This window comes from Rhodoplanes sp. (assembly GCF_013377085.1).
In the GTDB taxonomy this organism is placed as follows: Bacteria; Pseudomonadota; Alphaproteobacteria; order Rhizobiales; family Xanthobacteraceae; genus Rhodoplanes.
In genome coordinates, this window is sequence record NZ_JACAAX010000029.1 from 15,826 (window position 1) to 38,266 (window position 22,441).

Genomic DNA, 22,441 nt, shown 5'->3' on the forward strand with positions numbered 1-22,441 from the left:
CGTCGAACCTTAGTCGCCCGAGTCAGGTCGCATAGCCGCCGCGGTGTAGGGGGCAAGGTCCCTACATCGGCTCGGCCGAGGCGCCCATAGTTTCCTGGCACTATTATGCGCCGCCGCGACGCTGCTTCGACGGCTCGGTAATTTGACCGGGACTCATCACAATGGGCGGACTCGCCAGGATCCGGTCGACTCCCGAAACGCTCGCCGTCGGGATTGCCCTGCTCGCACCGGACGGAACGATCCAGGACGAGAACGCGACCTGGAGGACGTTGGCGCGGCACGACGACGGCGGCTTCGACGCCGCAGCGACGCCCAACTTCTTCCAGGCCTGCACCTCGGACCAGGCGCGCCATCTCCACGACGTCGTCGAGGGACGCAGCAGACTGTTCACCTGCCTTCAGGCCGGCTGCTCGGCCGATGGGCCGACCCTGCTGGTCGCACTGCCGCGCCGCCCGGAGCCGCCATCCCCGTTGATCCTGCTGCAGGTCGCCATGGCGGGTCTGCTGCCGATCGATCCGACCCGCGACATGGCGCCGGAGGCGAGCTTCGCGGACGAGCCGACGTTCGGCATCGATCTGATCGTGCGCACCATCGAGCAGACGATGCAGAACGTGATGGCGAGCGGCGCGGTGCGACCGCACTGGCTCGACAGTTCCTCGGCGGGCGCCACCGAGCGGGACGCGGTTGCCCAGATCCTCCAGATGCTGTCTCCCCGTCAGCGCGAGGTTCTCCGGCTCGTGGGGGTCGGGAAGACCAATGCCGAGATCGCCACCCTGCTCGGCATATCGATGAACACGGCCAAGCTGCACGTGTCGGCGATTCTGCGCCGGCTCGATCTGGACAACCGGATGCAGGCGATCGCGTTGGGCGCGCGGATCGCCGATCGCGGCTTCTGACCGCGACGAGACGATCGAGCCCACGACCCGAAATTGCTCGAGATCGGCGTCCGGCACGCCCCTGCCCCGGACAGGCCGACGCAGCCTGTCCGGGATGCACGGGCTATGCGGACGGCCGCCCTGCCCGGCCGCGGCGCCGGCATCGTCCGGCCTGATCCCCAAGTCCGAGCCGTTCTCCCGGTTGCGGTGGGCCCGGGCCGGCGTTGGGGCGCCGCAAGGTAATACAGCGCTGTATTCACGCGACAATCAGTTTTGCCATCATTCGGCCCAAGCTTTCACAATATTATCCGGGCGCATTCGGCGGGGACTCAGGGGGCTCAATTGTTTTCAGCACGCTGGCTGGCTGCTGCGACAGCAACGTTGGTCGTCCTCGTCGGCTCGGTGGCGGACTCACGGGCCGAGGGACCAATCGGCACCTGCGACGACGCGGCCGAGCTGGCGGTGCTGCCGTCGCCGGTGGCGCCGTGGAAGGGCGCGCCGCTGCGGGTCATTCTGGCCGCCGAGAAGCCGCTCGAGGGCGAGCTGTCGCTGATCGGGCCGGACGGCAAGGTCGCGGCCAGGTCGAGCGATCGCCGCGGCGGCCCGCCCTATTTCTGGACCGCCGAGGTCGCGGCGCCGGCCGCCGGGACATGGCGGGTGACGCTCGACCGCGCCGACGCGCCGGCCGCGTGCAGCACCATCACGCGCGACGTCACCGTGCGGCCGGCCGAGCCGCCGCGGCTGCGCGCCACCGAGGGCAGCGTCTGGCCGGTGCGCGCCTCCTGGAGCCGCAACACCGAGAATCTCTACTCGGCCTGGGTCGAAAAGCTGTTCGATGCGCCGCTCGACGCGCCGCCGCCGTCGTGGAAGGCGCTGCACGACGTCCTGCGCGACCGGTCGCGCAATCTTCTGTTCAACCATCTCGGTCTCGCCGAGGACCAGTCGGGGCTGTTCATCAAGCCAGACTGCGCCGACCTTCCGTATTTCCTGCGCGCCTATTTCGCCTTCAAGATGGGCCTGCCGTTCGGCTACGCGAAGTGCACCCGCGGCGGCGGTGGCGAGGCGCCGAGATGCCCGGCGTGGTGGAACATCCAGAAGGAAGAGCCGCGCGCCGCACCGCCGCCCGAGGAGCTCGTCGCCTCGGCCGAGCCGGCCGTCGCCCCGTCGCCGGGCCTGTTCGGGATGCTGCGGCAGCAGCAGCCGGCCGCGACCCCGGTGAGCGTGCCGGCCGCCAAGCCCGCCGCAAAACCGTGGTCACCGCCGCCGCGTCCGTCCGGGCTCGTCCCCGGCTTCGGCCATTACATCAAGTGGTCGGTCGGCGACGGCGTCCATTCCGGCTCCGGCCGCACCGCGGCGGCCGACGACAACACCGACTATTATCCGGTGCCGCTGACCCAGGAGACGCTGCGTCCGGGCACCGTCTATGCCGACCCCTATGGCCATCTCCTGGTGATCGCCAAGCGCGTGCCGCAGACCGGCGACACCGCCGGCGTCCTGCTCGCCGTCGACGCGCAGCCGGACGGCACCGTGGCGATCAAGCGCTTCTGGCGCGGCAACTTCCTGTTCGCGCAGGATCCCGGGCTCGGCAGTCCCGGCTTCAAGCGCTTCCGTCCGGTGGTCGCCGAGAACGGCTCGATGCGGCGGCTGAACAACCGCGAGATCGCCAAGAACCCGCAATACGGCGACTTCTCGCTCGATCAGTCGCGGCTCTCGATCGAAGCCTTCTACGACCGCATGGAAGACGTGATCTCGCCGTCGCAGCTCGATCCGCTGCGCGCCATGAAGGAAGTGATCCAGGCGCTCGACGAGCAGGTGCGGGCGCGCATCACCTCGGTCGAGAACGGGCGAAAGTTCCAGACCAGCGGGCGCGACGCCGACATGCCTGACGGCGCCGCGATCTTCGAGACCACGGGCGCCTGGGAAGACTTCGCCACGCCGTCGCGCGATCTGCGTCTGCTGATCGCCATCGACGTGGTGCGCGGCTTCCCGGATCGCGTCGCGCGGCGGCCCGAGCGCTACGCCATGCCGGCCGGCAAGAGCATCGCCGACGTGAAGGCGGAGCTCCAGAGCGTGCTGGCGGCCGAGCTGTCGACGCGAAAATTCTCCTATCCGCGAACCGACGGCTCGCCCTGGACCCTCACGGTCAAGGACGTGGTCGACCGCGCCGGCGCGCTGGAGATGGCCTACAACGTCAACGATTGCGTCGAGCTGCGCTGGGGCGCGGCGGACAGGAGCGAAGAGGCGGCGACGTGCAAGAAGCGGGCGTCGGGGTCGCAGCGCGCCAAGATGACGGATTACCGCGCCTGGTTCGCCGAGCGCCGCCGGCCGCCGCGCGGCTGACCGTGTTGCATGCCGAGGCGCCTCCGAGTCCGCGTGTCCCCGCGCAAGCGCTACGGCATGCGCACATTGCTCGCCGCCTCTACAAAGCGTCATGCGCGGGCTCGACCCGCGCATCCATCCGGATTCGCAAAAACAATTATTTCGCAGAGAGATGGGTCGCCGGGTCAAGCCCGGCGACGACGCCGGGATGTTCGGCTTCCGGCTCGTGGGACGATTGGATTCTGATCACATGAAACGCCGCGACGTGATCACGCTGCTCTCCGCCGCCGTGCTCGCGCCGCTCACGGCGCGCGCGCAAGCGCCCGGCCTCGATCCGCGCATCACGCCGGCGCGAAAGGACATCGCGGCAAAGCATCTCGAAGGCCAGGTCGACGCACCGCGTTTCGTCGCGGGACGGATCTTCGAGATCGCCGCCGCGCAGGCGCCCTTGCGCAAGGCGCCGTCGCACGACGCGGAGCTTCAGACCGAAGCCCTGAAGGGCGAGCGTATCTCCATCTACGATACCGGCCCGGACGGCTGGGCATGGGGCCAGCTCGAAAGCGACGGCTATGTCGGCTACGTGCCGGCCGCCGCGCTCGGCGCGCCCGGACCGGCGCCGACCCACAAGGTGACGGCGCTTCGCACGCTGGTCTTCCCCGGTCCGTCCATCAAGCTGCCGCCGATCGAGACGCTGTCGTTCGGCAGCCGCCTGGTGATCGTGCGCGTCGACGGGCCGTTCGCCGTCACGGCGACGGGCGGCCATGTGCCGGCGCCGCATATCGCACCCGTCGCGGTGATGGAGAGCGACGTCGTCGCCGTCGCCGAGCGGTTTGTGGGAACGCCCTATCTGTGGGGCGGCAAGACCAGCCTCGGCCTCGACTGCTCGGGCCTCACCCAGGTCACGCTCGCCGCCTGTGGCATCGCCTGTCCGCGCGACACCGACATGCAGGAGCGCGCGCTCGGCAGCGCGGTCGCGCTGCCCGGCGCGCTCGACGGGTTGCAGCGCGGCGATCTGGTGTTCTGGAAGGGCCATGTCGCCATCGCGCGCGACGCGGCGACGCTGCTGCACGCCAACGCCCATGCCATGGCGGTCGCCGTCGAGCCGACCGCGCCGGCGCTCGCCCGCATCCGCGCCGCCGGCAGCGAGGTCACCAGCGTGCGCCGCCTGCCGCCGCCCGCCTGACCGCGTGTCGCGACACGGCCGGCATGCGGCGTTTCGCGTCGAGGCATCCGTCTTCGCGGAAGCATATCGAGGGCGCTTTGGTCGGTTCGCGCACGATCTGCGCGCCGAGCCGCACCGCGATCACGTCGAACCCGAGCGGCAAGCTGCAAGCACGGTCCCCGATCCGCCTTGACCGGCAATCGGACAACCCACTGTCGCGTATGGGTTTGGTGGTGGTGGGCGCAGCAGGGCTCGAACCTGCGACCCGCTGATTAAGAGTCAGCTGCTCTACCAACTGAGCTATGCGCCCGCACGCCTTGGCGGCGCGCGTCTGTAGCAAACGTGGCCGGCCGTGTCCACCGCAGCGCACCGGTATTTCGGCATATGTGCCGCGCCGGGCGGCCTCTGATGCGGCAAACCGCATCGTCCGGGCGTCGCCCCGATCCGAAAGCACGACGGCCGCCGAGCCGAAGCTCGGCGGCCTGCAAGGCCGGGAAGTCGCTGGGGGGCAGGGGGGGAGGCGTCGGGGCGACCACCAGGCCTGTGCATCACGTGTCGGTCGAACTCTAGAGTCGCTCCTCTGCGTCCGAGGTGGGCGGGCTGCGCCGCCGGTCGTCGTTGCGCCGGCCATAGGGGCCGAACGTCCCGGGGCCGCGCCGGTCGTCGTCGCTGCGGCTGCCGTCGCGCTGCCAGGGCGGGCCGCCAGGACCGCGGTCGGGCCCCCAGGAGCCCTGGCCGCCGCCGAAACCGTCGGTGCGGTCGCCGTCGCGCCAGCCCCAGCGGCCCCAGCCGTCACGCCGGGGCTCGGGCTGCTCGACCCGTCCCTCCGGGACGCGCCCTGCGCCGTCACCAGACCCGAAGCGCGGGCCGCGCGGCGGTCCCCAACCCGGATGGTCGGGACCGTGATGCCAATCGTGCCAGCCGGGTCCGCCAGGAGGGCCGTCTCGACCGGGACCACCCGGAGGACCGTCACGGCCGGGGCCGTCTCCACCAGGACCGTATCGGCCCGGACCGTCCTGCCCCACCTCGGCGAAGCGCGGCGTCAGTGGGCGCACCAGCGTCCAGAACCGCCGCTTCTGGCTGTCGTCGAGGCTGCGGACGAGCGGCGAGGCCGCGTCGGCGAGATCCTTCAGCACACCGGCGCGGCGGCTCGCCGCATCGGCGAACCGCTGCAGCCGATCCATCGGATCGTCGCTGCGCTGCGCCTGGCCCTGGTCGGGCCCGGCGCGGAGCTCGTTGCGGCGTGCCTCGCGATCCGCGTCCCTGGTCGCCACGAAGGCCCGATAGGCGCGCTCGAAGGCCGGCCACGTCTTCTCCTGGTCGGACGAGAGGCCGAGCCCGGCCCGCAGCGCGGCGATCCGCGCCTCGAGGAAGGCCTGGCTGTCGGACAAGCGGCCCGGCGCGGTCTGGGCGGGCGAGGTCTGGGCGGGCGCGGCAGGCGCCGCGTCCGGGCGCTGCTGGGCCAGAACCAGACCCGATCCCGCCAGCGCGAGCACCGCGGTCCCGGCGAGAAGCGACTTCCACATGCGACCCTCCCATCGAATACAGTCGAAGCATAGTAATCAGCGGCCGATCGGAGCAAGTTAAACTTAGGTAAGAATTACAAGCCGGCAATGTTTGCCACCAAACCGTCACGAACACTCGCGCCTGGACAGTCGCGCGCGACGGGATTCACGCCCGAACCGCGCCCGCGGCGCGATCTCGCGCCGTCGGCGAAAACCCCTGCAGCCCAGGCAGATAGGCCGGCGTTAACGGTCTCGTAACCATGCACCCGGCAAATTTTGCCGGGGGCGCCGCGAATGGCGCCGGGGGCGGTGTCGGATGTCGGACGTAGCGGCGGCTCAAGGCGGGGGATCGGGCTTCAAGTTCCCGAGCCTGCGCGAGATCAGCGACACGCTGCGCAGCGGCGACATCGCGCTCGCCGTCGGCGTGATGACCATCCTGGTCGTCCTCATCCTGCCGCTGCCGCCCGTCCTGCTCGACTTCGCCCTCGCGGTCTCGATCATCACCTCGGTGCTGATCCTGATGACGTCGCTGTTCATCCACCGGCCGCTGGAGTTCTCGGTCTTCCCGACCGTGCTGCTGATGTCGACGATGCTGCGGCTCGCCCTCAACCTCGCCTCCACCCGCCTGATCCTGTCGCACGGGCACGAGGGCACCAGCGCCGCCGGCCACGTCATCGAGGCCTTCGGCAACTTCGTGATGGGCGGCAACTTCGTCATCGGCATCATCGTGTTCGCGATCCTGGTGATCGTGAACTTCGTGGTGATCACCAAGGGCTCGGGCCGCATCGCCGAGGTCGCGGCGCGCTTCAACCTCGACGCCATGCCGGGCAAGCAGATGGCGATCGACGCCGACCTCTCGGCCGGCCTGATCGACGAGACGACGGCACGCACCCGCCGCAAGGACCTCGAGGACGAGAGCGCCTTCTACGGCGCCATGGACGGCGCCTCCAAGTTCGTCCGCGGCGACGCCATCGCGGGCCTGCTGGTGGTGTTCATCAACATCATCGGCGGCATCATCATCGGCATCGCCCAGCAGGGCATCTCGTTCGCCGAGGCCGGCCGCACCTACACGCTGCTGACCGTCGGCGACGGCCTGGTCACCCAGATCCCGGCCCTGATCGTGTCGACCGCCGCCGGCCTGCTGGTCTCCAAGGCGGGCCTGTCGGAGGCCGCCGACAAGGTGCTGCTCCGCCAGCTCTCCGGCTATCCCAAGGCGCTCGGCATGTCGTCCGCCGTGATGATCGCGATGGGCCTGCTGCCCGGCATTCCGATGCTGCCCTTCCTGCTGCTCGGCGGCGGCGCCGGCGCAATGGCCTACTTCATCAACCGCAAGGCCCAGACCAAGGTCGATGTCGCGGCGGCGACCACCGCGGCGGCCGCCAAGGCGGCGCCGGCCGAGGAGCCGATCAGCTCCGCCCTCAAGATCGACGACCTCAAGATCGAGCTCGGCTACGCGCTGCTGCCGCTGGTCAACTCGCCGGACGGCAGCGACCGGCTCACCGAGCAGATCAAGGCGCTGCGCCGCTCGCTCGCCATGGACATGGGCTTCGTGATGCCGTCGGTGCGCATCCTCGACAATGTCCAGCTCGACGCCAACACCTACCTGATCAAGATCAAGGAGGTGGAGGCCGGCAGCGGGCGGGTGTGGCCGGGCCAGTACATGGCCATGGACCCGATGGGCGGCCAGGTGAACCTCCCCGGCATGCACATGACCGAGCCGACCTTCGGCCTCCCCGCCACCTGGATCGACGCCGCCCTCAAGGAAGAGGCGGCCGTGAAGGGCTACACGGTGGTCGATGCCGCGACCGTGCTGGCGACCCATCTCACCGAGCAGCTCAAGGCCAACATCGCCGAGCTCCTGTCCTATGCCGAGGTGCAGAAGCTGTTGCGCGACCTGCCCAAGGAGCAGGGCGAGCTGGTCAAGGATATCGTCCCGTCCCAGATCACCGTCACGGGCATCCAGCGCGTGCTGCAACTCCTGCTCACCGAGCGCATCTCGATCCGCGACCTCGGCACCATCCTGGAGGGCATCGCCGACGCCCTCTCGTTCAGCCGCAACCCCAACATCCTGGTCGAGCATGTGCGCGCCCGCCTCGCCCGCCAGATCTGCGCCACCTATTCGAACCCGGCCGGCCACCTGCCGCTGATCGCCCTGACGGCCCGCTGGGAGCAGGCCTTCGCCGAGTCGATCGTCGGCCAGGGCGACGACCGCCAGCTCGCCATGCAGCCGTCGCGCCTCTCCGAGTTCATCACGCTGGTGCGGGAGCGCTTCGAGGAGGCGGCCCGGATGGGCGAGGCGCCCGTGCTGGTGACGTCGCCCGGCATCCGCCCCTTCGTGCGCTCGATCGTCGAGCGCTTCCGGGCCCAGACCCCGGTGCTGTCGCAGTCGGAGATCCACCCGCGCGCCCGGCTGCGCACGGTCGGCAGCATCTGACGGCCAGGCTTCGTTTCGGTTGCATCGATCGATCACGCAACCGACGACATCGATAAAATCCGGTCTAATTTTGTAAATAGTTCTAAGAACAAGCGAATTATAGTCCGACCCACGCGCCGATCACGGACTCGTGAGACCTCGGAGAGGAAACCTTTCCGGTCCCTGCGGGTTGTTGGCGCGAGGGGATGGTGCGCTGCACCGGGGACGAGCGGTCGATCCAGCCAAAACGTCTGGCGATTGAACCTCGTCCCTGAGAGCTGCGACCAACGGACAATCGATGGGAGGGGTCTCATGAACAACGCATCGCTCGCCACGGCCGACCGGATCACCCACTTGAAGGTGGTCGTGCTGGCGCTGATCGCCTCGATCGCCATCATGGTGATCGGCATCACGGCGCACGCGGTCGACGACGCCCGCGCCTACGGGGTCGCCGCGACGCCGCTGAAGGCCGGCAAGGCCGTGATGTTCTCCACCACGGACACCGCGACCATCGTGCGCTGAGCGACCGACGCCGGCCTGCGGGTCACGCGACGGGCTCCAAGACGGACATCAGAGAGATTTCGACGGCCGGGTGTTTCGCCCGGCCGTTTTCGTTTGATTCAAGGACGTTCTCAGCGCCCGTTCGTCTGGGCCGGAGGCACCGCCTCGACCAGGCGGCCGGAGAACAGCACCGGGCCGGTCGGGCCGGCGGCCGGCGAGCCGGTCGGGCCCTCGAGCGAGACCGCATAGACGGCGGCGTCGACGATCTCCGGCTCGAAGGTGGCGATCGCCGGGACCGTGGTGAACTCGGCTCCGCCCAGCAGGCCGAGCGAGCGCGGCGCCGGCAGCCGGTCCGAGACCAGCCACAGCTCGTAGCGCTTGTCGCCCTCGTCCTCGGCCGCGACCCGCCGCACCATCACGCTCTTGTGGTCCGGATCGAGCGTCACCAGGAAGGCCGGCCGGGCGGAGTTTCCCTGCAGCACCGCGACGAAGCGGCCGGGCGATGCGCCCGGCACCTCGACGGTACGGACCACCTCGCGCGGCACCTCGACCACCTGGGCCGGCGGTCGCAGCGGCAGCGGCAGCAGGTCCGGGGCGAGCGTCGTGATCACGGTGAGGGCGGCCAGAGCCGCCGCGAAGGCCGCGAACCCGGCGGCGGCGCTGCGCCAGCGCTGCACGCTGCGGACCAGCCCCCGTACCGTCTCGGGATCGTGGCCCGTGAGGCCGCCGGCCACATCGCCGAAGCGCTCGTCGGGCGACGGGAGCCGCACCACGACAGCCCGGCTGTCGGCCGCCTCGGCCGGCGTCTCCGGCCCGGACAGGTCGGCCGCGGGACGACTCGTATCGTCACCCGGGCGCGACTCGTCGGCGGCGTGAGCCTCGGAGGGCTCGGGCGGAGCGACCGGCGGTGGCGGCTCGACCGGCTCGACCGGCTTGGCCGGCTTGGCCGGCTCGACCGGTTCGGCCAGCGAGGCCGCCACGGCGGCCAGCAGATCGTCCATGGCGGGCGACGGCGGCTCGGGCACGGCCGCGTCCGCTGCCGCTGCCGCTGGTCGGGCGGCGGCGATCGTCTCGGTGAGCCGCGCCCGCAGCGCCACCCACAATTCGGGCGGCGGCGGCACCGGGTCCACCATGGCATGGAGCTCGCCGAGCCGGCGCTCCCACGCCGTGACCAGCGCCGCAAAGGTCGAATCGGCGGCGACCAGGGCCGCCGCCGCCTCCCGCTCGTCGGCGTCGAGCGTGCCGAGAACATATTCGGCAGCGAGGCCCGCCCAGTCGTCGTCGTGCGCGGTCATGTCCCCAGGCACTCCCGCAGGTCGGCGAGGGCGCGGCGAAGCTGGGTCTTGATGGTGTTCACCGGGCGGTCGAACTCGCGGGCCAGCTCGGCGCGGTCGACGCCGCTGAAATAGGCGAGCAGGATCATGCGCTGGCGATCGGGATCGAGCCGGCCCAGGCAGGCGAGCAGGCGCTTGAGCTCCTCGGTGACGATGCGCCGGGCGGGCGGGTCGGCGCTCTCGGCTGCGCCCTCCATCCCCTCGGGCTCCTCTTCGATCGGCTCGTCCGTCGTCTTGCGGACGACGTCGACGGCGCGGTTGCGGGCGATCGACACCATCCAGATGATCGGAGACGCCCTGGCCGGATCGAACTGCCCGGCGCTCGACCAGATCTTCAGATAGGCCTCTTGCAAGACCTCGCCGGCGAGATCCGAACGCCGCAAGATGCGCAGCACCACGCCGTAGAGTTTCGCCCGGGTGGCGGCATAAAGGCGTTCGAACGCCGCCTCGTCGCCCTTGGCGATCGAGGCCAGCAGCCAGACCAGCTCGGCCGACGTCAACATCCGGTCCCAGCCCCCCGTGCACCGGTTGGCCGGATTATGCGCGAAGGCGCGCGCCCCGCAAAGGTGCGAAAGCCCGGGCGGGGGCCCGGGCTCGGACGACGGCACACGGTGGAAGGGCTCAGGCGACCGCGTTGCGGGCCCGCAGGCCGGCGATCGAGTCGAGCTCCGCCTGCTCGCGGGCATTCTCGGCGTGACGCTCGCGAAGCTGGTCCCGCTCGTCGAGCAGCTCGACCTTCTTGAGCTCGTCGAAGGCCTCCTGGAGTACCGCGCGGGCCTCCTCGAGCTGGCCCTGCAACTCGTCGGCGGAGCGCTTGAGGTTCTCGCGCCGCTGCATGGCGGCCTTGGCATAGGTCGGATAGGCGAAATGCGCCGGATCATGAACGCCGGCGCGCTCCTGCTCGACCTGGATCTCGCGATCGAGGTCGGTCGCCATCCGCATGAACTCGGCGATCATGGTCTCGATCTGCGAGACCTTGCGGCGGCTCTCGTCGACCTGGAATTTCTTGAGCCGGATGAGCGTATCGCGCGACTTCATCGACTGTTACTCCCCAGAAGCCCCCATCGCAGCCTCGAACGCCAGGGCCGAGAACCGCTCCGAACAGATCCACATTGTGGGAGCACAATCTTAGTTTTCTGTTTCCGCCGACATGAGGATTTGCTCGAGTCGACTATAGCCCTCGGCCAGAAGGGTCGATTCCGTCTTCTTTTGGGACAGGAAGGCCTCCAGCGGCTCGTGCAGCCGGATCGCCTCGTCGACCTCGGCGCTGGAGCCCGGCCGGTAGGCGCCGAGGCGGATCAGCTCCTCCATGTCGGCGTAGGTCGCCATCACCTTGCGGGCCTGCATGATGATAGGCAGATAGGTCGGATCGCAGGCCTTCGGCATGGTCCGAGAGATGGATTTTAGGACATTGATGGCCGGGTAGCGGCCACGTTCGGCGATGGCGCGTTCCATCACGATGTGGCCGTCGAGGATGCCGCGCACCGCATCGGCGACCGGCTCGTTGTGGTCGTCGCCGTCGACCAGCACGGTGAAGATGCCGGTGATGGCCCCTGCCCCGGCTCCCGGCCCGGCCCGCTCGAGCAGGCGCGGCAGCTCGGTGAACACCGTCGGCGTGTAGCCCTTGGAGGTCGGCGGCTCGCCGGCCGAGAGGCCGATCTCGCGCTGCGCCATGGCGAAGCGGGTGACCGAATCCATCAGCACCAGGACGCTCTTGCCCTCGTCACGGAAATGCTCGGCGATGGCGAGCGTCAGATAGGCGGCCTGGCGGCGCATCAGGGCCGGCTCGTCGGAGGTCGCGACCACCACGACCGAGCGGGCGAGGCCCTCCGGCCCGAGATCGTCCTGGAGGAACTCCTGCACCTCGCGGCCGCGCTCGCCGACCAGCCCGATCACCGAGACGTCGGCATCGACATTGCGGGCCAACATGGAGAGCAGCACCGACTTGCCGACGCCGGAGCCGGCGAAGATGCCCATGCGCTGGCCGCGGCAGCAGGTCAGGAATGTATTGAGTGCCCGCACGCCGAGATCGATCGGTCCGCCGACCCGGCGGCGCGCATGAGCGGACGGCGGACTGTTGCGGAAACGACACGGTGTCGGGCCAATCGGCAGCGGACCGAGGCCATCCACCGGCTCGCCCAGGGCATTGACGACGCGGCCGAGCCAGCCGGGCGAGGGCCGCACCGTCGCCTGCGCCGACATCACCAAGGCACGGCAGCCACGCCGCACGCCTTCGAGCGCGGCGAACGGCATCAGCAGCGCATGATCGCCGGAAAAGCCAACAACTTCACACGGAATCATGCGTCCAGAGGTCTCGACTCCGACCCGCGCCCCGACCGACATGGCATTCAGCGGCCCGGCGACCTCGACCATCAGGCCGCGGACGCCGACCACCCGGCCATAGACCTCGACCCCGTCGATCTCGGTGATCTGGTCGGCGAGCGTCCTCATCCGAGCCTCCGCGCGGCCGCAGCGAGACCCGAGACTCCTTCCTTAACCCCGTGTTTACCCGGAGCGTTAATCATTGGATCACCGTCCTCGGGTCCTTCTGCGAGTTCGCCCCACTGTTGACGGAGGGGCGAGTCTCCAGAATCAGTTACGGCCAATTCCTAAAGTGAGATGTGAGCGCGAACGTGCCCAAAAAATCACCCCGCCACAACATTTTAGGACGATTCTGGCGAAAATGCCCAGCGCCGACTTGCGCAGGCGAATCAGACTTTGTTAATCATTGGCCGTTAACCTTTCGAATCAGTTGGGTCCCGGGGCGTCTGAGTTGGCCGCCAGCAGGGCGGGCCGCCCTCAATCCGACGCGGCATGGAAGGGGACTGGCATGCGCGTTCTCCTGATCGAAGACGACAGCGCGACTGCGCAGTCCATCGAATTGATGCTGAAGTCGGAAAGCTTCAACGTCTACACGACGGACCTCGGCGAAGAGGGCGTCGACCTCGGCAAGCTCTACGACTACGACATCATCCTGCTCGATCTCAACCTGCCGGACATGTCGGGTTTCGAGGTGTTGCGGGCGCTGCGGGTCTCCAAGGTCAAGACGCCGATCCTGATCCTCTCCGGCCTCGCCGGCATCGAGGACAAGGTCAAAGGTCTCGGCTTCGGCGCCGACGACTACATGACCAAGCCGTTCCACAAGGACGAGCTGGTGGCGCGGATCCACGCGATCGTGCGCCGCTCCAAGGGTCACGCCCAGTCGGTCATCCAGACCGGCGACCTCGTCGTCAATCTCGACACCAAGACGGTCGAGGTCGGCGGCCAGCGGGTGCACCTGACCGGCAAGGAGTACCAGATGCTGGAGCTCCTCAGCCTGCGCAAGGGCACGACGCTGACCAAGGAGATGTTCCTCAATCATCTCTACGGCGGCATGGACGAGCCCGAGCTGAAGATCATCGACGTGTTCATCTGCAAGCTGCGCAAGAAGCTCGCCAACGCGTCGAGCGGGCGCAACTACATCGAGACCGTATGGGGCCGCGGCTACGTGCTGCGCGAGCCCTCCGAAGACGAGACCCGCATCGCCATCTGATCCCGACATGGCCGCGCCGGTCCGGCGCGGCGACGACCGAGGAGTTTTGGAGTTTCGGAATTTTTGTGGAGCCGTGGGCTCTCTCCTCCCGGACTCGGACGCTTCCGAACCCCGCCGCGAACGGCGGGGTTTTTGTTTGTGGGGAGCCGCGGGCCGGCGCCTCCGAACGATGCCCGATCCCGGCCATTCCGGTCTTTGCTGTCGCACTACGGGACGCACACATCGCTTGCCGTGCACGAGAGCTGCCAAGCCTGAGAGCGTCATGCGCGGGCTCGACCCGCGCATCCATCAGATTTCGCAAAAACGCTTTGTTCGCAGGATGATGGATCGCCGGGTCAAGCCCGGCGATGACGACGGTGGGGAAGGCGCCCTTTGCCGGACCATCAGATGTTCTCGACAAGACGAGTTCTGTGCATCCCGTAGCGCCTTCGCAGGGAGCCGAAAATGGAAATGCCCAGCGCAAGGCCGGGCATCACCAAAACTCGATCTTGCGCAGCCCGGTTCAGGACGGGCGCCGCCCTACCGCTGCCCGCCGAAGTTCGCCGCGAGGCGCTGGGTGGCCGGCATGGCGAAGACGGCCGGCTTGGCGGCCGCGGAGGCGCCGTTCGGGGCGTAGACGCCGCGCTGGTCGGGCACCGGCTTGAAGGCGTCGGTGAGACCGACCACGGTCTCGGCGGCGCCGAGCACCAGGAAGCCGTCCGGCTCGGTGACCTTGCGGATCCGCTCCAGCACCCCGATCTTGGTGGGCTGGTCGAAATAGATCAGCACGTTGCGGCAGAACACCAGGTCGAACGGGCCGAGGCTGGTGAAGTCGCCGAGCAGGTTGAGGGTGCGATACTGGACCATGGACCGGATCTCGGGGGAGATCTGCCAGGTCTCGCCGGTCTGCGTGAAGTATTTCAGCAGCATCTGGATGGGCAGCCCGCGCTGCACCTCGAACTGGCTGTAGATGCCGGCCCGCGCCTTGTCGAGCACATCCATCGAGAGGTCGGTCGCCACCATCTCGATGCGCCAGCCGTCGAGCCGCGGGCCCATGTCCTTGAGGCACATCGCGAGCGAGTAAGGCTCCTGGCCCGTGGAGGCGGCGGCGCACCAGATGCGCAGGCGGCGACGGCTCTCGCGAGCGGCGAGCAGCGACGGGATGATCGACTGCCGGAAATGATCGAACGGCACCTTGTCGCGCAGGAAGAAGGTCTCGTTGGTGGTCATCGCCTCGACCACCGCGACCAGCAGGTTTTCGGAGCCGGGCACCTTCAGCTTCTGCACCAGCTCGCCCAGCGAGCCGAGGCTGTTCTTGCGCGCGACCGGCAGCAGCCGGCTCTCGACCAGATACTCCTTGTCGGCGGAGAGCACGAGGCCGGACCGGTCCTTGAGGAGCCGGCGCAGAAAATCGTAATCGAACGGCGTCACGAGCGCTCTCCCGAGAAAATACGCGTTACTTTCTGGGCAATCTGCCCCAGCGGCAGGATCGCAGAGCACAATCCCGCCTGGGCGACCGCCCCCGGCATTCCCCACACCACGCTCGAGGCTTCGTCCTGAGCGATCACGCTGCCTCCGGCGGCGACCAGCTCGGCCGCACCCTTGGCTCCGTCCGAGCCCATTCCGGTGAGGATCACGCACAGCGCCGCCCCACCCCAAACCTGCGCGGCCGACGCGAGCAGCGGGTCGACCGCAGGCTTGCAGAAGTTCACCAGCGGCCCGTCGCGCAGCACGATCACCGGCGAATTGTCGCGGCGCGCCACCTGCATGTGGATGGCGCCGGGCGCCACATAGACCCGGCCGGCGACGATCGCCTCGCCGTCGACCGCCTCGCGCACCGTGCGGTTCGCGGCCCGCGACAGGTGCTCGGCCAAGATGGTCGTGAAGGTCGGCGGCATGTGCTGGGTGATCAGCACCGGAACCTGGTCGATGACACGGCCGAGGCTGCCGATGACCTCGTTGAGCGCCTGCGGTCCACCGGTCGACGACCCGATCAGCAGGACGCGCGGCATCGTCGCCGAGAACGGCCGCAGCTTCCAGGTGGCCGGCTTGTCGGCGGCGAGCGCGGCAGCCGGCTGGGCGAGCGCAGCCCGACCTCCGGCGACCGACGGCGCGGCCGGGCGCGGGCCGCGCATCCGCCGGCGGCGCTGGCCGAGATGGCGCACCTTCTCGACGAGGTCGCGGCGGAAGTCCGCCGAGGTGGTGACGCCGCGATTGGTCTCCGGCTTCGGGATGTAGTCGGCGGCGCCGAGCGACAGCGCCTTCAGGCTGATCTCGGCGTTTCTCAGCGTCAGGGTCGACGCCATGATGACGACGAGGTCGCGCTTCTTGGCGAGCAGCAGCGGCAAGGCCGAGATGCCGTCCAGCACCGGCATCTCGATGTCCAGGATGGCGACGTCGGGATCGACCCGCTCGACCTGGTCCACCGCCTCGCGGCCGGTCCGCAGCGACGCCACCATCTCGAAATCGGGCTGCTCCTCGATCCACCGGGCGATCAGGCCGCGGACCACCACCGAATCGTCCACCACCATGACCCGGATTCGGTCGCCGGCGGCGGTCGATGCTCTGGACGTGGGTGTGACGGCGAGTGCCATAACGCGAGATACTCGGTTACGCCGAAGAGACGACGGACGTGGCTTGCTGACGACGAGGAAGCGTCGGGCTCAGACCAGCCCGACTTCCTGGAATTTCGCCGCGACGATGTCTTTGTCGAACGGCTTCATGATGTATTCGTCGGCCCCCGCGTGCAGGGCCCGCGCGATCTGGGCGACTTCGTTCTCGGTCGTGCAGAAGACCACCTTCGGACGGTCGCCGCCGGGCATCCGGCGCAGCGTGCGCAGGAACTCGTAGCCGTCCATGCGGGGCATGTTCCAGTCGAGCAGAATGGCGTCCGGCAGCTCGCGCTGGCAGACATCGAGGGCCACCTGCCCGTCCTCGGCTTCGGTGATCTCGAACGCCATGCCTTCGAGGATGCGCCGGGCCACCTTGCGGATGACGCTGGAGTCGTCGACAACCAAACAGGTCTTCATCGCATGCCTCGTCCTCTCGGTGCCCCGGCCGCGATCGGTCGCCGACGCACCCGATGTCGAAATCGCCCGATCAGGCCGCGATCGCTTCGCCCATGTCGAGCACGCGGTCGACGTCGAGCACCACCAGAAGCTGGCCCTCGAGCCGGTGAACGCCGGCCGACACGCGCGCGAGCCTCGTGTCGAGGTTCACCGGATTGGGCTCGCGCATGTTCTCGTCCAGCTTCAGCACCTCGCCGACCGAGTCGATCAGCAGGCCGTAGGACTCGCCCTTCGACTCGATGCCGATCGCCATCGGCTTCTTGCCGTCCTCGCGCTTGGGCAGGCCGAGCCGGCGCCGCATGTCGATCGCCGTGACGATCCGGCCACGCAGGTTCAGCACGCCGGCGATCTCCGGCTGCGACAGCGGCACCCGGGTCAGCTTCTCGAGCATGAACACGTCCTGGACCCGCGAGATCGGCAGGCCGAAGAGCTGCTCGCCCAGCATGACCGTGACGTATTCGGTGAGCATGTCGCTCGGATTGTTGTCGTTCGCCATCCTCGCCTCCATCACGCCGCCTCGGCGTGGGCAGTCTGTTCCTTCAGGGCCGCGATCAGGCCCGGACGGTCGAATTTGGCTACGAAGTCGTGGAAGCCGACCGCACGACCCCGCTCGATCGCTTCCGGCGAGGTGAGCGCCGAGAGGGCGATGATCGGAACATCCTTGGTCTCCGGATCGGCCTGCACGGCCTGCGCCAGCTCGAACCCGTTCATGCCCGGCATGTCGATGTCGGTGACCACCACGTCGATGTGCCGGCCCGACTTCAGAACCTCGAGCGCGTCCTCGCCACCCTGCACCGTGGTGACCAGGTAGCCGGCGGCCTTGAGCACCGGGGTGAGCATGTTGCGGAAGAACGCCGAGTCGTCGACGAACAGCAGCGACCTGCTGGTCGTGCCGACGCCCATCGACTTGTCCTTGCGGCGCAGCCAGTCCTCGAATGCGATCGGCAGGAAATAGCCCATGTCGAGGATCTCGGTGGCGTGACCCTTGACCACCGCCGAGCCGAGCACGCCGGGCGTCTCGCTGGACACCTCGATGTTGAGATTGTCCTCGACGATGTCGATGATCTCGTCGACCACGAGGCCCATCGAGCGCCCGTCGTCCGAGAACACCAGCAGCGGCTGGGTTCCCTCGGTGCGGATCTGAACCTCGTTGTTGACGCGCACCAGCGGCATGAGCTGGCCGCGATACTGGACCAGGCGGCGGCCGTTGGAGAACTCGATCTTCTTGGCGTCGATCTCCTCGAGTCGGGTGACCAGCGACAGCGGCACTGCCTTCGGCTCCGGCGAGCCGGCGCGGAAGACGAGCAGCGAGGTGGTGTTGTCCGGCCCCGCATGGTGCTGCACGGCGCTGCCCTCCTCCGACTGCGTCGCCGCGGTCGCGATGGTGCCCAGCGCACGGGCGATCCCGTTCGGATCGATGATCATGATCACCGAGCCGTCGCCCAGGATCGTGTTGCCGGAGAACATCGCGATGTGCCGCAGCTTGGTCGACATCGGCTTCACCACGATTTCCTCGGTGTGGAAGACGCCGTCCACCACGATGCCGAAGGTCTGGTTGCCGACCTGCGTCACGACGATGAAGCCGTTCTCGGCGTCGTCGCCGGACTGGACCTCGGTCTCGTCCATCTTGAGCAGGGTCTTGAGCCGGATCAGCGGCAACAGCTTGTTGCGCAGGCGCAGGACGGGCGTGTCCTTGATGCGCTCGATCTTGTGCTCGGAGTTGGTCTGCGCCCGCACCAGCTCGATAACCGAGAGCTGCGGGATGGCGAAGCGGTCGCCGCCGGCCTCGACGATGAGGGTGGAGACGATCGCCAGCGTGAGCGGGATCTTGATGATGAAGCTCGATCCGGCGCAGGCCACCGACTTGACGTCGACGGTGCCGCCGATCTGGTCGATGTTGGTGCGCACCACGTCCATGCCGACGCCGCGGCCCGACACGCTGGTGACCTTGGCGGCGGTCGAGAAGCCGGGAGCGAAGATGTACTTGTGGATCTGCTGCTCGCTCATCTTCTCGATCTGGGCTTCGGTGGCGAGCCCATTGGCCACTGCCTTCGCCTTGATCTTGTCGGTGTTGAGCCCGCGGCCGTCGTCGGAGATCTCGATGATGATGTGGCCGCCCTCGTGGTAGGCCGAGAGACGGATCGTGCCCTTCTCCGGCTTGCCGAGCGCGCGCCGTTCGGCCGACGTCTCCAGGCCGTGATCGGCGGAGTTGCGCACCATGTGGGTGAGCGGATCCTTGATCAGGTCGAGCACCTGGCGGTCGAGCTCGGTGTCGGCGCCGTGCATCTCGAGCTCGATCTGCTTGCCGAGCTCGGTCGCGAGGTCGCGCACGACGCGCGGCAGCTTCTGCCACGCATTGCCGATCGGCTGCATGCGCGTCTTCATGACGCCTTCCTGCAGCTCGGCCGTGACGTTGGACAGCCGCTGCAGCGGAACCTTGAACTCGGAGTCCTCGTGCCGACGAACGATCTCGAGGAGCTGGTTGCGCGTGAGCACCAGCTCCGAGACCATCGTCATGAGGTGCTCGAGCGTCTCGACATTGACGCGGATCGACTGGTTCGCGACCTTGGAGTCGCTCTTCTCGTCGTCGCCCTTCGCGTCGTTCTGCGTCGCCGTCGCCGTCGCGGCGGCCGCCTTGGCGGCGGACGGTGTGTTGCTGGGCGGCGTGAACGTCGGCCCGGGCGTCTCGCGGAAGGCGCGCTCGAGGTCGTCCAGCGAAACCTCGCCGGGACGAAGCTTGCGCTCCAGCACCTGATAGGTGAGCTCGCCCGAGGTCTCGGCGGACGGCGCCGAAGGCTCGGCCTCGGCCTTCTTGGCCGGCGCCGGCGCGTTGATGGCGAGCCGTTCCAGCTCGTCGATCAGGTCGCGATCCTGGCCTGCCGGCTCTTCCTGATTTTGCTCCAGCTCGTCCAGGATCGCCTTGATCCGGTCGATGGTGGAGAGGATCAGGGTCACGGCCTCGCCCGTGACGGAGGTGCCGTCGCGGAACTTGCCCATCAGGGTCTCGGCCGCATGTGCCAGGGCTTCGAGCCGCGGCAGGCCGAGGAACCCGCAGGTTCCCTTGATGGTATGGACAAGCCGGAAGATGTTGTCGAGGATCTTGGCGTTATTCGGATCCTGCTCGAACCGAACGAGCTCGACGTCGACCACGTCGAGGCTTTCATTCGTCTCGGTCAAGAATTCCCGGAGCAAGTCGTCCATCGGAAAAAACTCGCGTTACAGGCTCGTGCTTCCCTGGGAAGAATTCGGGAGCTGCCGCAGTCTGTTGGGAAAGCGTTTAAGTTTCGTTTCGGCGCATGCCGCAAGCGGTGCGACCGAGTGGCCCGGGGCGCCCGTATGCATGGCTCGGCCCCGCCTCGACGGGTCGGCAAGGCCCCTGTCGACAATGATGAATTGTTGAAAATTAGAGCAAATATGTCGGCGCGCGGCAGCGCATTAAGACAGCGTTAAAGGCTGTGGCGCGGGCTCGGGTCGACAAAAAATAATTCCGGCCCGAGCAGCCATCGCGGCGCGTTCTAACCCGCGGAAACCGCTTTCTAACCTGTTCTTACGACGATCCTGATTCAGCCGGCGTCGGCGACCACCTCGGTGCCGGCAGGCGCCGCCGCCGCCGCGATCACGATCGCCTCGCCCTCGGCCGCGAACGTCACGGCGAGGCCGCAGGCCCGCGCCAGCAGGCCGGCATAGTAGGGCTGCACCGCATGGGCATCGATCGCCGAATCGGCCGGCGTGCCGGCGACGAGCGGCGGAAGCTGCTGCGGCACGCGCGCATTGAGGCCGCGCGTCTCGATCCGGAACCCCATGGTGTCGCCCTCCCCGACCGGATCGATGGTGAGGGTACCGCCGCGCGGAATCGTCTGGCCGGCGAGTAGCAGCAGATTGAGCACCAGCTTGACCCGGTTTTTCGGCAGCAGCAGTCGCGGCAGGCTCCAGACCAGCTTGACCTTCTCGTCCTCGAGCGCGCCGCGCGCCACCTTCTCGGCGTCGCCGAGATCGATCTGCGCGCCGGCCGATCCCGACGCCCCGAAGGCGAGCCGGCAGAACTGCAGGCGGGCGGAGACGCGAACCGCGCTCTTCTTGATCAGGTCGAGCGCGAAGGACTTGGTCTCCTCGTCCTGCGCGTCCTCCAGCACCTCGAGGCCGTTGACGATCGCGCCGGACGGGCTGATCAGGTCATGGCAGACCCGCGAGCACAGCAGGGCGGACAGGTCGAGCGCATCGAGCATCGCCGTGCTGGTCATCAGTCGGGTCTCCGAGGTCCACCGAATCGGCGCCACGCCGCCGAGGGTGCGGTGTGATACACCGTCGCGAAGCACCAACGCAAACCGCTCCGACAGGGTTTTCCGCCTCCCATGCCTTCGACCGACGACGCCCTCGCGGCCGCCCTCACGGACCTGGTCTCGCAGGCCGGCCGAGCCATTCTGGAGGTGACGAGGTCCGCCCTCGCGGTGCGGACCAAGGCCGACTGCAGCCCCGTCACGGCGGCCGACGGCGCCGCCCAGGACGTGATCCTGGCCGGCCTCGCCCGACTGCTGCCCGGCGTGCCGGTGGTGTCGGAGGAGAGCATCGACAATGCCGGCCGCGACCTCGGCGGCGCGACCTTCGTGCTGGTCGATCCGCTCGACGGCACCCGCGAGCTCGTCGCGGGAAGCGACGAGTACACGGTCAATGTCGCGATCGTGGACTTGGGCGTGCCGATCGTCGGGCTCGTTTTCCTGCCGGCGCGCGGCCTGCTCTATCGCGGCCGAGCGGGCCGCGGGGCGGAGCGGATGTCACTGCCGGCCGGCGCGGCGGCGGGGGCGGTCGAAGCGATCCGGACACGCGGGCAGCCGGCGGAGGGGCTCGTGGCGACGGTCAGTCGCTCCCATCTCGACGCGGCGAGCGAGCGATTTCTCGACACGCGCCGGGTCGCACGGCGCATCGCCTGCGGCTCGGCCGTGAAGTTCGGCTTGCTGGCGGAGGGCACGGCCGACGTCTATCCGCGGCTCGCCCCGACCCACGAATGGGACGTCGCGGCCGGACACGCGGTGCTGCGGGCGGCCGGCGGCGACGTGGTGCGGCCGGACGGCGGCCCGCTTCGCTATGGCGACGGCGGAACAGGCTTTCTGGTTCCCGGCTTTGTCGCCTGGGCGGATCCGGCTGCAGCCGGATCCGAGCCGGCCGCGGCCGGATGAGCGACGGTCTGCGGCGGAGCCGAGGTCAGGGCGTCAGCCCGGCCCGCACCTGCGGCCAGTGGCTCTGGGCGTCGGTCAGCACCGTCACGGGGTCGGCCAGGAACTGCTCCCGCGCCGCCTCGCCGTAGAACAGCAGCAGCCGTCCGCGCAGCACCAGGAACACCTCGGGGTGCCCCGGCCGCGAGACGCCGCGGGCGATGCCGACCGGATCATAGCCACCGAACAGCGGGGCATAGACCGAAGGGTTGTCGGCGAAGGCATTGCGGTTGCCCTCGTTGCGGAACCGCCAGACCGTGCCGCCATAGGTGTATTCGTATTCGGGACGGCCCTCGACGGGCTTTTGGTCGACGAAATAGGACACCGGGTCGAAGCCGGAGATCGCCAGCCCCGAATAGCGGTCCGTGACCACCCGCTCGGTGGTCGCCGCGTGCAGACCGATCGCCGGAAAAGCTACGAGGCCCAGGGCCAAGGCGATTATCGCAAGGGGAAGAAACGCGCGTGTCGTTTGCCGGGTTCGCCGCCAAGGCGTCATAGTGTTGCCAGATGCTGTCTCGATTCGGGTGAGACACTCCTAGCGCG

Annotated in this window: 19 protein-coding genes and 1 tRNA gene; 7 read left to right on the forward strand and 13 right to left on the reverse strand. The window is 68.6% G+C overall.

Annotation, left to right across the window (positions count from 1 at the left end):
• Positions 1 to 161: 161 nt before the first annotated feature.
• The 3 genes from HXX10_RS19035 (at position 162) to HXX10_RS19045 (ending at position 4,377) form a co-directional block, all read left to right on the forward strand.
• On the forward strand, positions 162 to 896 hold the full coding sequence (locus tag HXX10_RS19035) for a response regulator transcription factor (RefSeq protein WP_296524391.1): 735 nt from the start codon (positions 162 to 164) through the stop codon (positions 894 to 896).
• 360 nt (positions 897 to 1,256) lie between these two features.
• On the forward strand, positions 1,257 to 3,215 hold the full coding sequence (locus HXX10_RS19040; protein WP_296524392.1) for a hypothetical protein: 1,959 nt from the start codon (positions 1,257 to 1,259) through the stop codon (positions 3,213 to 3,215).
• A 229-nt stretch (positions 3,216 to 3,444) separates the two neighbouring features.
• Positions 3,445 to 4,377, forward strand: coding sequence for an NlpC/P60 family protein (locus HXX10_RS19045; protein ID WP_296524393.1), 933 nt, complete (start codon positions 3,445 to 3,447; stop codon positions 4,375 to 4,377).
• 213 nt (positions 4,378 to 4,590) lie between these two features.
• On the opposite strand, the gene HXX10_RS19050 is transcribed toward HXX10_RS19045, so the two are convergent.
• Together HXX10_RS19050 and HXX10_RS19055 are read right to left on the reverse strand one after the other, a co-directional pair.
• Positions 4,591 to 4,666, reverse strand: a tRNA-Lys gene (locus tag HXX10_RS19050).
• Positions 4,667 to 4,922: 256 nt separating this feature from the next.
• Positions 4,923 to 5,882, reverse strand: coding sequence for a Spy/CpxP family protein refolding chaperone (locus HXX10_RS19055; RefSeq protein ID WP_296524394.1), 960 nt, complete (start codon positions 5,880 to 5,882; stop codon positions 4,923 to 4,925).
• A gap of 295 nt (positions 5,883 to 6,177) precedes the next feature.
• Between HXX10_RS19055 and flhA the strand changes: the two genes are divergently transcribed.
• Both flhA and HXX10_RS19065 read left to right on the forward strand, forming a co-directional pair.
• Positions 6,178 to 8,295: a flagellar biosynthesis protein FlhA gene (gene flhA / locus HXX10_RS19060; RefSeq protein ID WP_296524395.1), complete on the forward strand. Its 2,118-nt coding sequence runs from the start codon at positions 6,178 to 6,180 to the stop codon at positions 8,293 to 8,295.
• Between the two features lie 291 nt (positions 8,296 to 8,586).
• Complete coding sequence (locus HXX10_RS19065) at positions 8,587 to 8,796, forward strand: hypothetical protein (RefSeq protein ID WP_296524396.1); 210 nt, start codon at positions 8,587 to 8,589, stop codon at positions 8,794 to 8,796.
• Positions 8,797 to 8,906: 110 nt separating this feature from the next.
• Here the strand turns inward: HXX10_RS19065 and HXX10_RS19070 are convergent, their stop codons facing one another.
• From HXX10_RS19070 to fliI, 4 genes are all read right to left on the reverse strand, one after another.
• Positions 8,907 to 10,070 carry an anti-sigma factor gene (locus HXX10_RS19070; RefSeq protein ID WP_296524397.1) on the reverse strand — a complete coding sequence of 388 codons (1,164 nt, stop codon included), beginning with the start codon at positions 10,068 to 10,070 and terminating at the stop codon, positions 8,907 to 8,909.
• A complete protein-coding gene (locus HXX10_RS19075) occupies positions 10,067 to 10,612 on the reverse strand; it encodes a sigma-70 family RNA polymerase sigma factor (protein ID WP_296524398.1) in 546 nt (181 codons plus the stop codon). The genes HXX10_RS19070 and HXX10_RS19075 overlap by 4 nt, the downstream gene beginning before the upstream one ends.
• A gap of 118 nt (positions 10,613 to 10,730) precedes the next feature.
• Positions 10,731 to 11,147 carry a flagellar export protein FliJ gene (gene fliJ / locus HXX10_RS19080; RefSeq protein WP_296524399.1) on the reverse strand — a complete coding sequence of 139 codons (417 nt, stop codon included), beginning with the start codon at positions 11,145 to 11,147 and terminating at the stop codon, positions 10,731 to 10,733.
• A gap of 90 nt (positions 11,148 to 11,237) precedes the next feature.
• Positions 11,238 to 12,560, reverse strand: a complete 1,323-nt coding sequence (fliI, locus tag HXX10_RS19085) for a flagellar protein export ATPase FliI (protein ID WP_296524400.1) — start codon at positions 12,558 to 12,560, stop codon at positions 11,238 to 11,240.
• A 379-nt stretch (positions 12,561 to 12,939) separates the two neighbouring features.
• On the opposite strand from fliI, the gene ctrA reads away from it, so the two are divergent.
• Positions 12,940 to 13,641, forward strand: coding sequence for a response regulator transcription factor CtrA (gene ctrA / locus HXX10_RS19090; protein WP_296524401.1), 702 nt, complete (start codon positions 12,940 to 12,942; stop codon positions 13,639 to 13,641).
• Between the two features lie 519 nt (positions 13,642 to 14,160).
• Here the strand turns inward: ctrA and HXX10_RS19095 are convergent.
• From HXX10_RS19095 to chpT, 6 genes are all read right to left on the reverse strand, one after another.
• Positions 14,161 to 15,051 carry a protein-glutamate O-methyltransferase CheR gene (locus tag HXX10_RS19095; protein WP_296524402.1) on the reverse strand — a complete coding sequence of 297 codons (891 nt, stop codon included), beginning with the start codon at positions 15,049 to 15,051 and terminating at the stop codon, positions 14,161 to 14,163.
• Positions 15,048 to 16,214, reverse strand: a complete 1,167-nt coding sequence (locus tag HXX10_RS19100) for a chemotaxis response regulator protein-glutamate methylesterase (protein ID WP_296524403.1) — start codon at positions 16,212 to 16,214, stop codon at positions 15,048 to 15,050. Before HXX10_RS19100 ends, HXX10_RS19095 begins: the two co-directional genes overlap by 4 nt.
• Positions 16,215 to 16,283: 69 nt before the next feature.
• Positions 16,284 to 16,649: a response regulator gene (locus HXX10_RS19105; RefSeq protein WP_296524404.1), complete on the reverse strand. Its 366-nt coding sequence runs from the start codon at positions 16,647 to 16,649 to the stop codon at positions 16,284 to 16,286.
• 70 nt (positions 16,650 to 16,719) lie between these two features.
• Positions 16,720 to 17,184 carry a chemotaxis protein CheW gene (locus HXX10_RS19110; protein WP_296524406.1) on the reverse strand — a complete coding sequence of 155 codons (465 nt, stop codon included), beginning with the start codon at positions 17,182 to 17,184 and terminating at the stop codon, positions 16,720 to 16,722.
• Positions 17,185 to 17,195: 11 nt separating this feature from the next.
• The gene (locus HXX10_RS19115) at positions 17,196 to 19,889 is read right to left on the reverse strand and encodes a chemotaxis protein CheW (protein WP_296524407.1); all 2,694 of its coding nucleotides are present in this window, start codon (positions 19,887 to 19,889) and stop codon (positions 17,196 to 17,198) included.
• 362 nt (positions 19,890 to 20,251) lie between these two features.
• A complete protein-coding gene (chpT, locus tag HXX10_RS19120; RefSeq protein WP_296524408.1) occupies positions 20,252 to 20,929 on the reverse strand; it encodes a histidine phosphotransferase ChpT in 678 nt (225 codons plus the stop codon).
• A 111-nt stretch (positions 20,930 to 21,040) separates the two neighbouring features.
• Here chpT and HXX10_RS19125 point away from each other — a divergent pair, with 111 nt between their 5' ends.
• Positions 21,041 to 21,862 (forward strand): 3'(2'),5'-bisphosphate nucleotidase CysQ, encoded by an 822-nt coding sequence (locus HXX10_RS19125; protein WP_296524409.1) that lies wholly within the window; start codon positions 21,041 to 21,043, stop codon positions 21,860 to 21,862.
• Between the two features lie 25 nt (positions 21,863 to 21,887).
• Here the strand turns inward: HXX10_RS19125 and HXX10_RS19130 are convergent, their stop codons facing one another.
• Positions 21,888 to 22,331 (reverse strand): YHS domain-containing (seleno)protein, encoded by a 444-nt coding sequence (locus HXX10_RS19130; protein WP_296524410.1) that lies wholly within the window; start codon positions 22,329 to 22,331, stop codon positions 21,888 to 21,890.
• Between the last annotated feature and the right edge of the window lie 110 nt (positions 22,332 to 22,441).

Bases quoted from the DNA above. Each gene is read 5' to 3' on its own strand.
- HXX10_RS19035 (WP_296524391.1), top strand. From the start codon at position 162: ATGGGCGGACTCGCCAGGATCCGGTCGACTCCCGAAACGCTCGCCGTC.
- HXX10_RS19045 (WP_296524393.1), top strand. From the start codon at position 3,445: ATGAAACGCCGCGACGTGATCACGCTGCTCTCCGCCGCCGTGCTCGCG.
- HXX10_RS19055 (WP_296524394.1), bottom strand. From the start codon at position 5,882: ATGTGGAAGTCGCTTCTCGCCGGGACCGCGGTGCTCGCGCTGGCGGGA.
- flhA (WP_296524395.1), top strand. From the start codon at position 6,178: ATGTCGGACGTAGCGGCGGCTCAAGGCGGGGGATCGGGCTTCAAGTTC.
- HXX10_RS19065 (WP_296524396.1), top strand. From the start codon at position 8,587: ATGAACAACGCATCGCTCGCCACGGCCGACCGGATCACCCACTTGAAG.
- HXX10_RS19070 (WP_296524397.1), bottom strand. From the start codon at position 10,070: ATGACCGCGCACGACGACGACTGGGCGGGCCTCGCTGCCGAATATGTT.
- HXX10_RS19075 (WP_296524398.1), bottom strand. From the start codon at position 10,612: ATGTTGACGTCGGCCGAGCTGGTCTGGCTGCTGGCCTCGATCGCCAAG.
- fliJ (WP_296524399.1), bottom strand. From the start codon at position 11,147: ATGAAGTCGCGCGATACGCTCATCCGGCTCAAGAAATTCCAGGTCGAC.
- fliI (WP_296524400.1), bottom strand. From the start codon at position 12,560: ATGAGGACGCTCGCCGACCAGATCACCGAGATCGACGGGGTCGAGGTC.
- ctrA (WP_296524401.1), top strand. From the start codon at position 12,940: ATGCGCGTTCTCCTGATCGAAGACGACAGCGCGACTGCGCAGTCCATC.
- HXX10_RS19100 (WP_296524403.1), bottom strand. From the start codon at position 16,214: ATGGCACTCGCCGTCACACCCACGTCCAGAGCATCGACCGCCGCCGGC.
- HXX10_RS19105 (WP_296524404.1), bottom strand. From the start codon at position 16,649: ATGAAGACCTGTTTGGTTGTCGACGACTCCAGCGTCATCCGCAAGGTG.
- HXX10_RS19110 (WP_296524406.1), bottom strand. From the start codon at position 17,184: ATGGCGAACGACAACAATCCGAGCGACATGCTCACCGAATACGTCACG.
- HXX10_RS19115 (WP_296524407.1), bottom strand. From the start codon at position 19,889: ATGGACGACTTGCTCCGGGAATTCTTGACCGAGACGAATGAAAGCCTC.
- chpT (WP_296524408.1), bottom strand. From the start codon at position 20,929: ATGACCAGCACGGCGATGCTCGATGCGCTCGACCTGTCCGCCCTGCTG.
- HXX10_RS19125 (WP_296524409.1), top strand. From the start codon at position 21,041: ATGCCTTCGACCGACGACGCCCTCGCGGCCGCCCTCACGGACCTGGTC.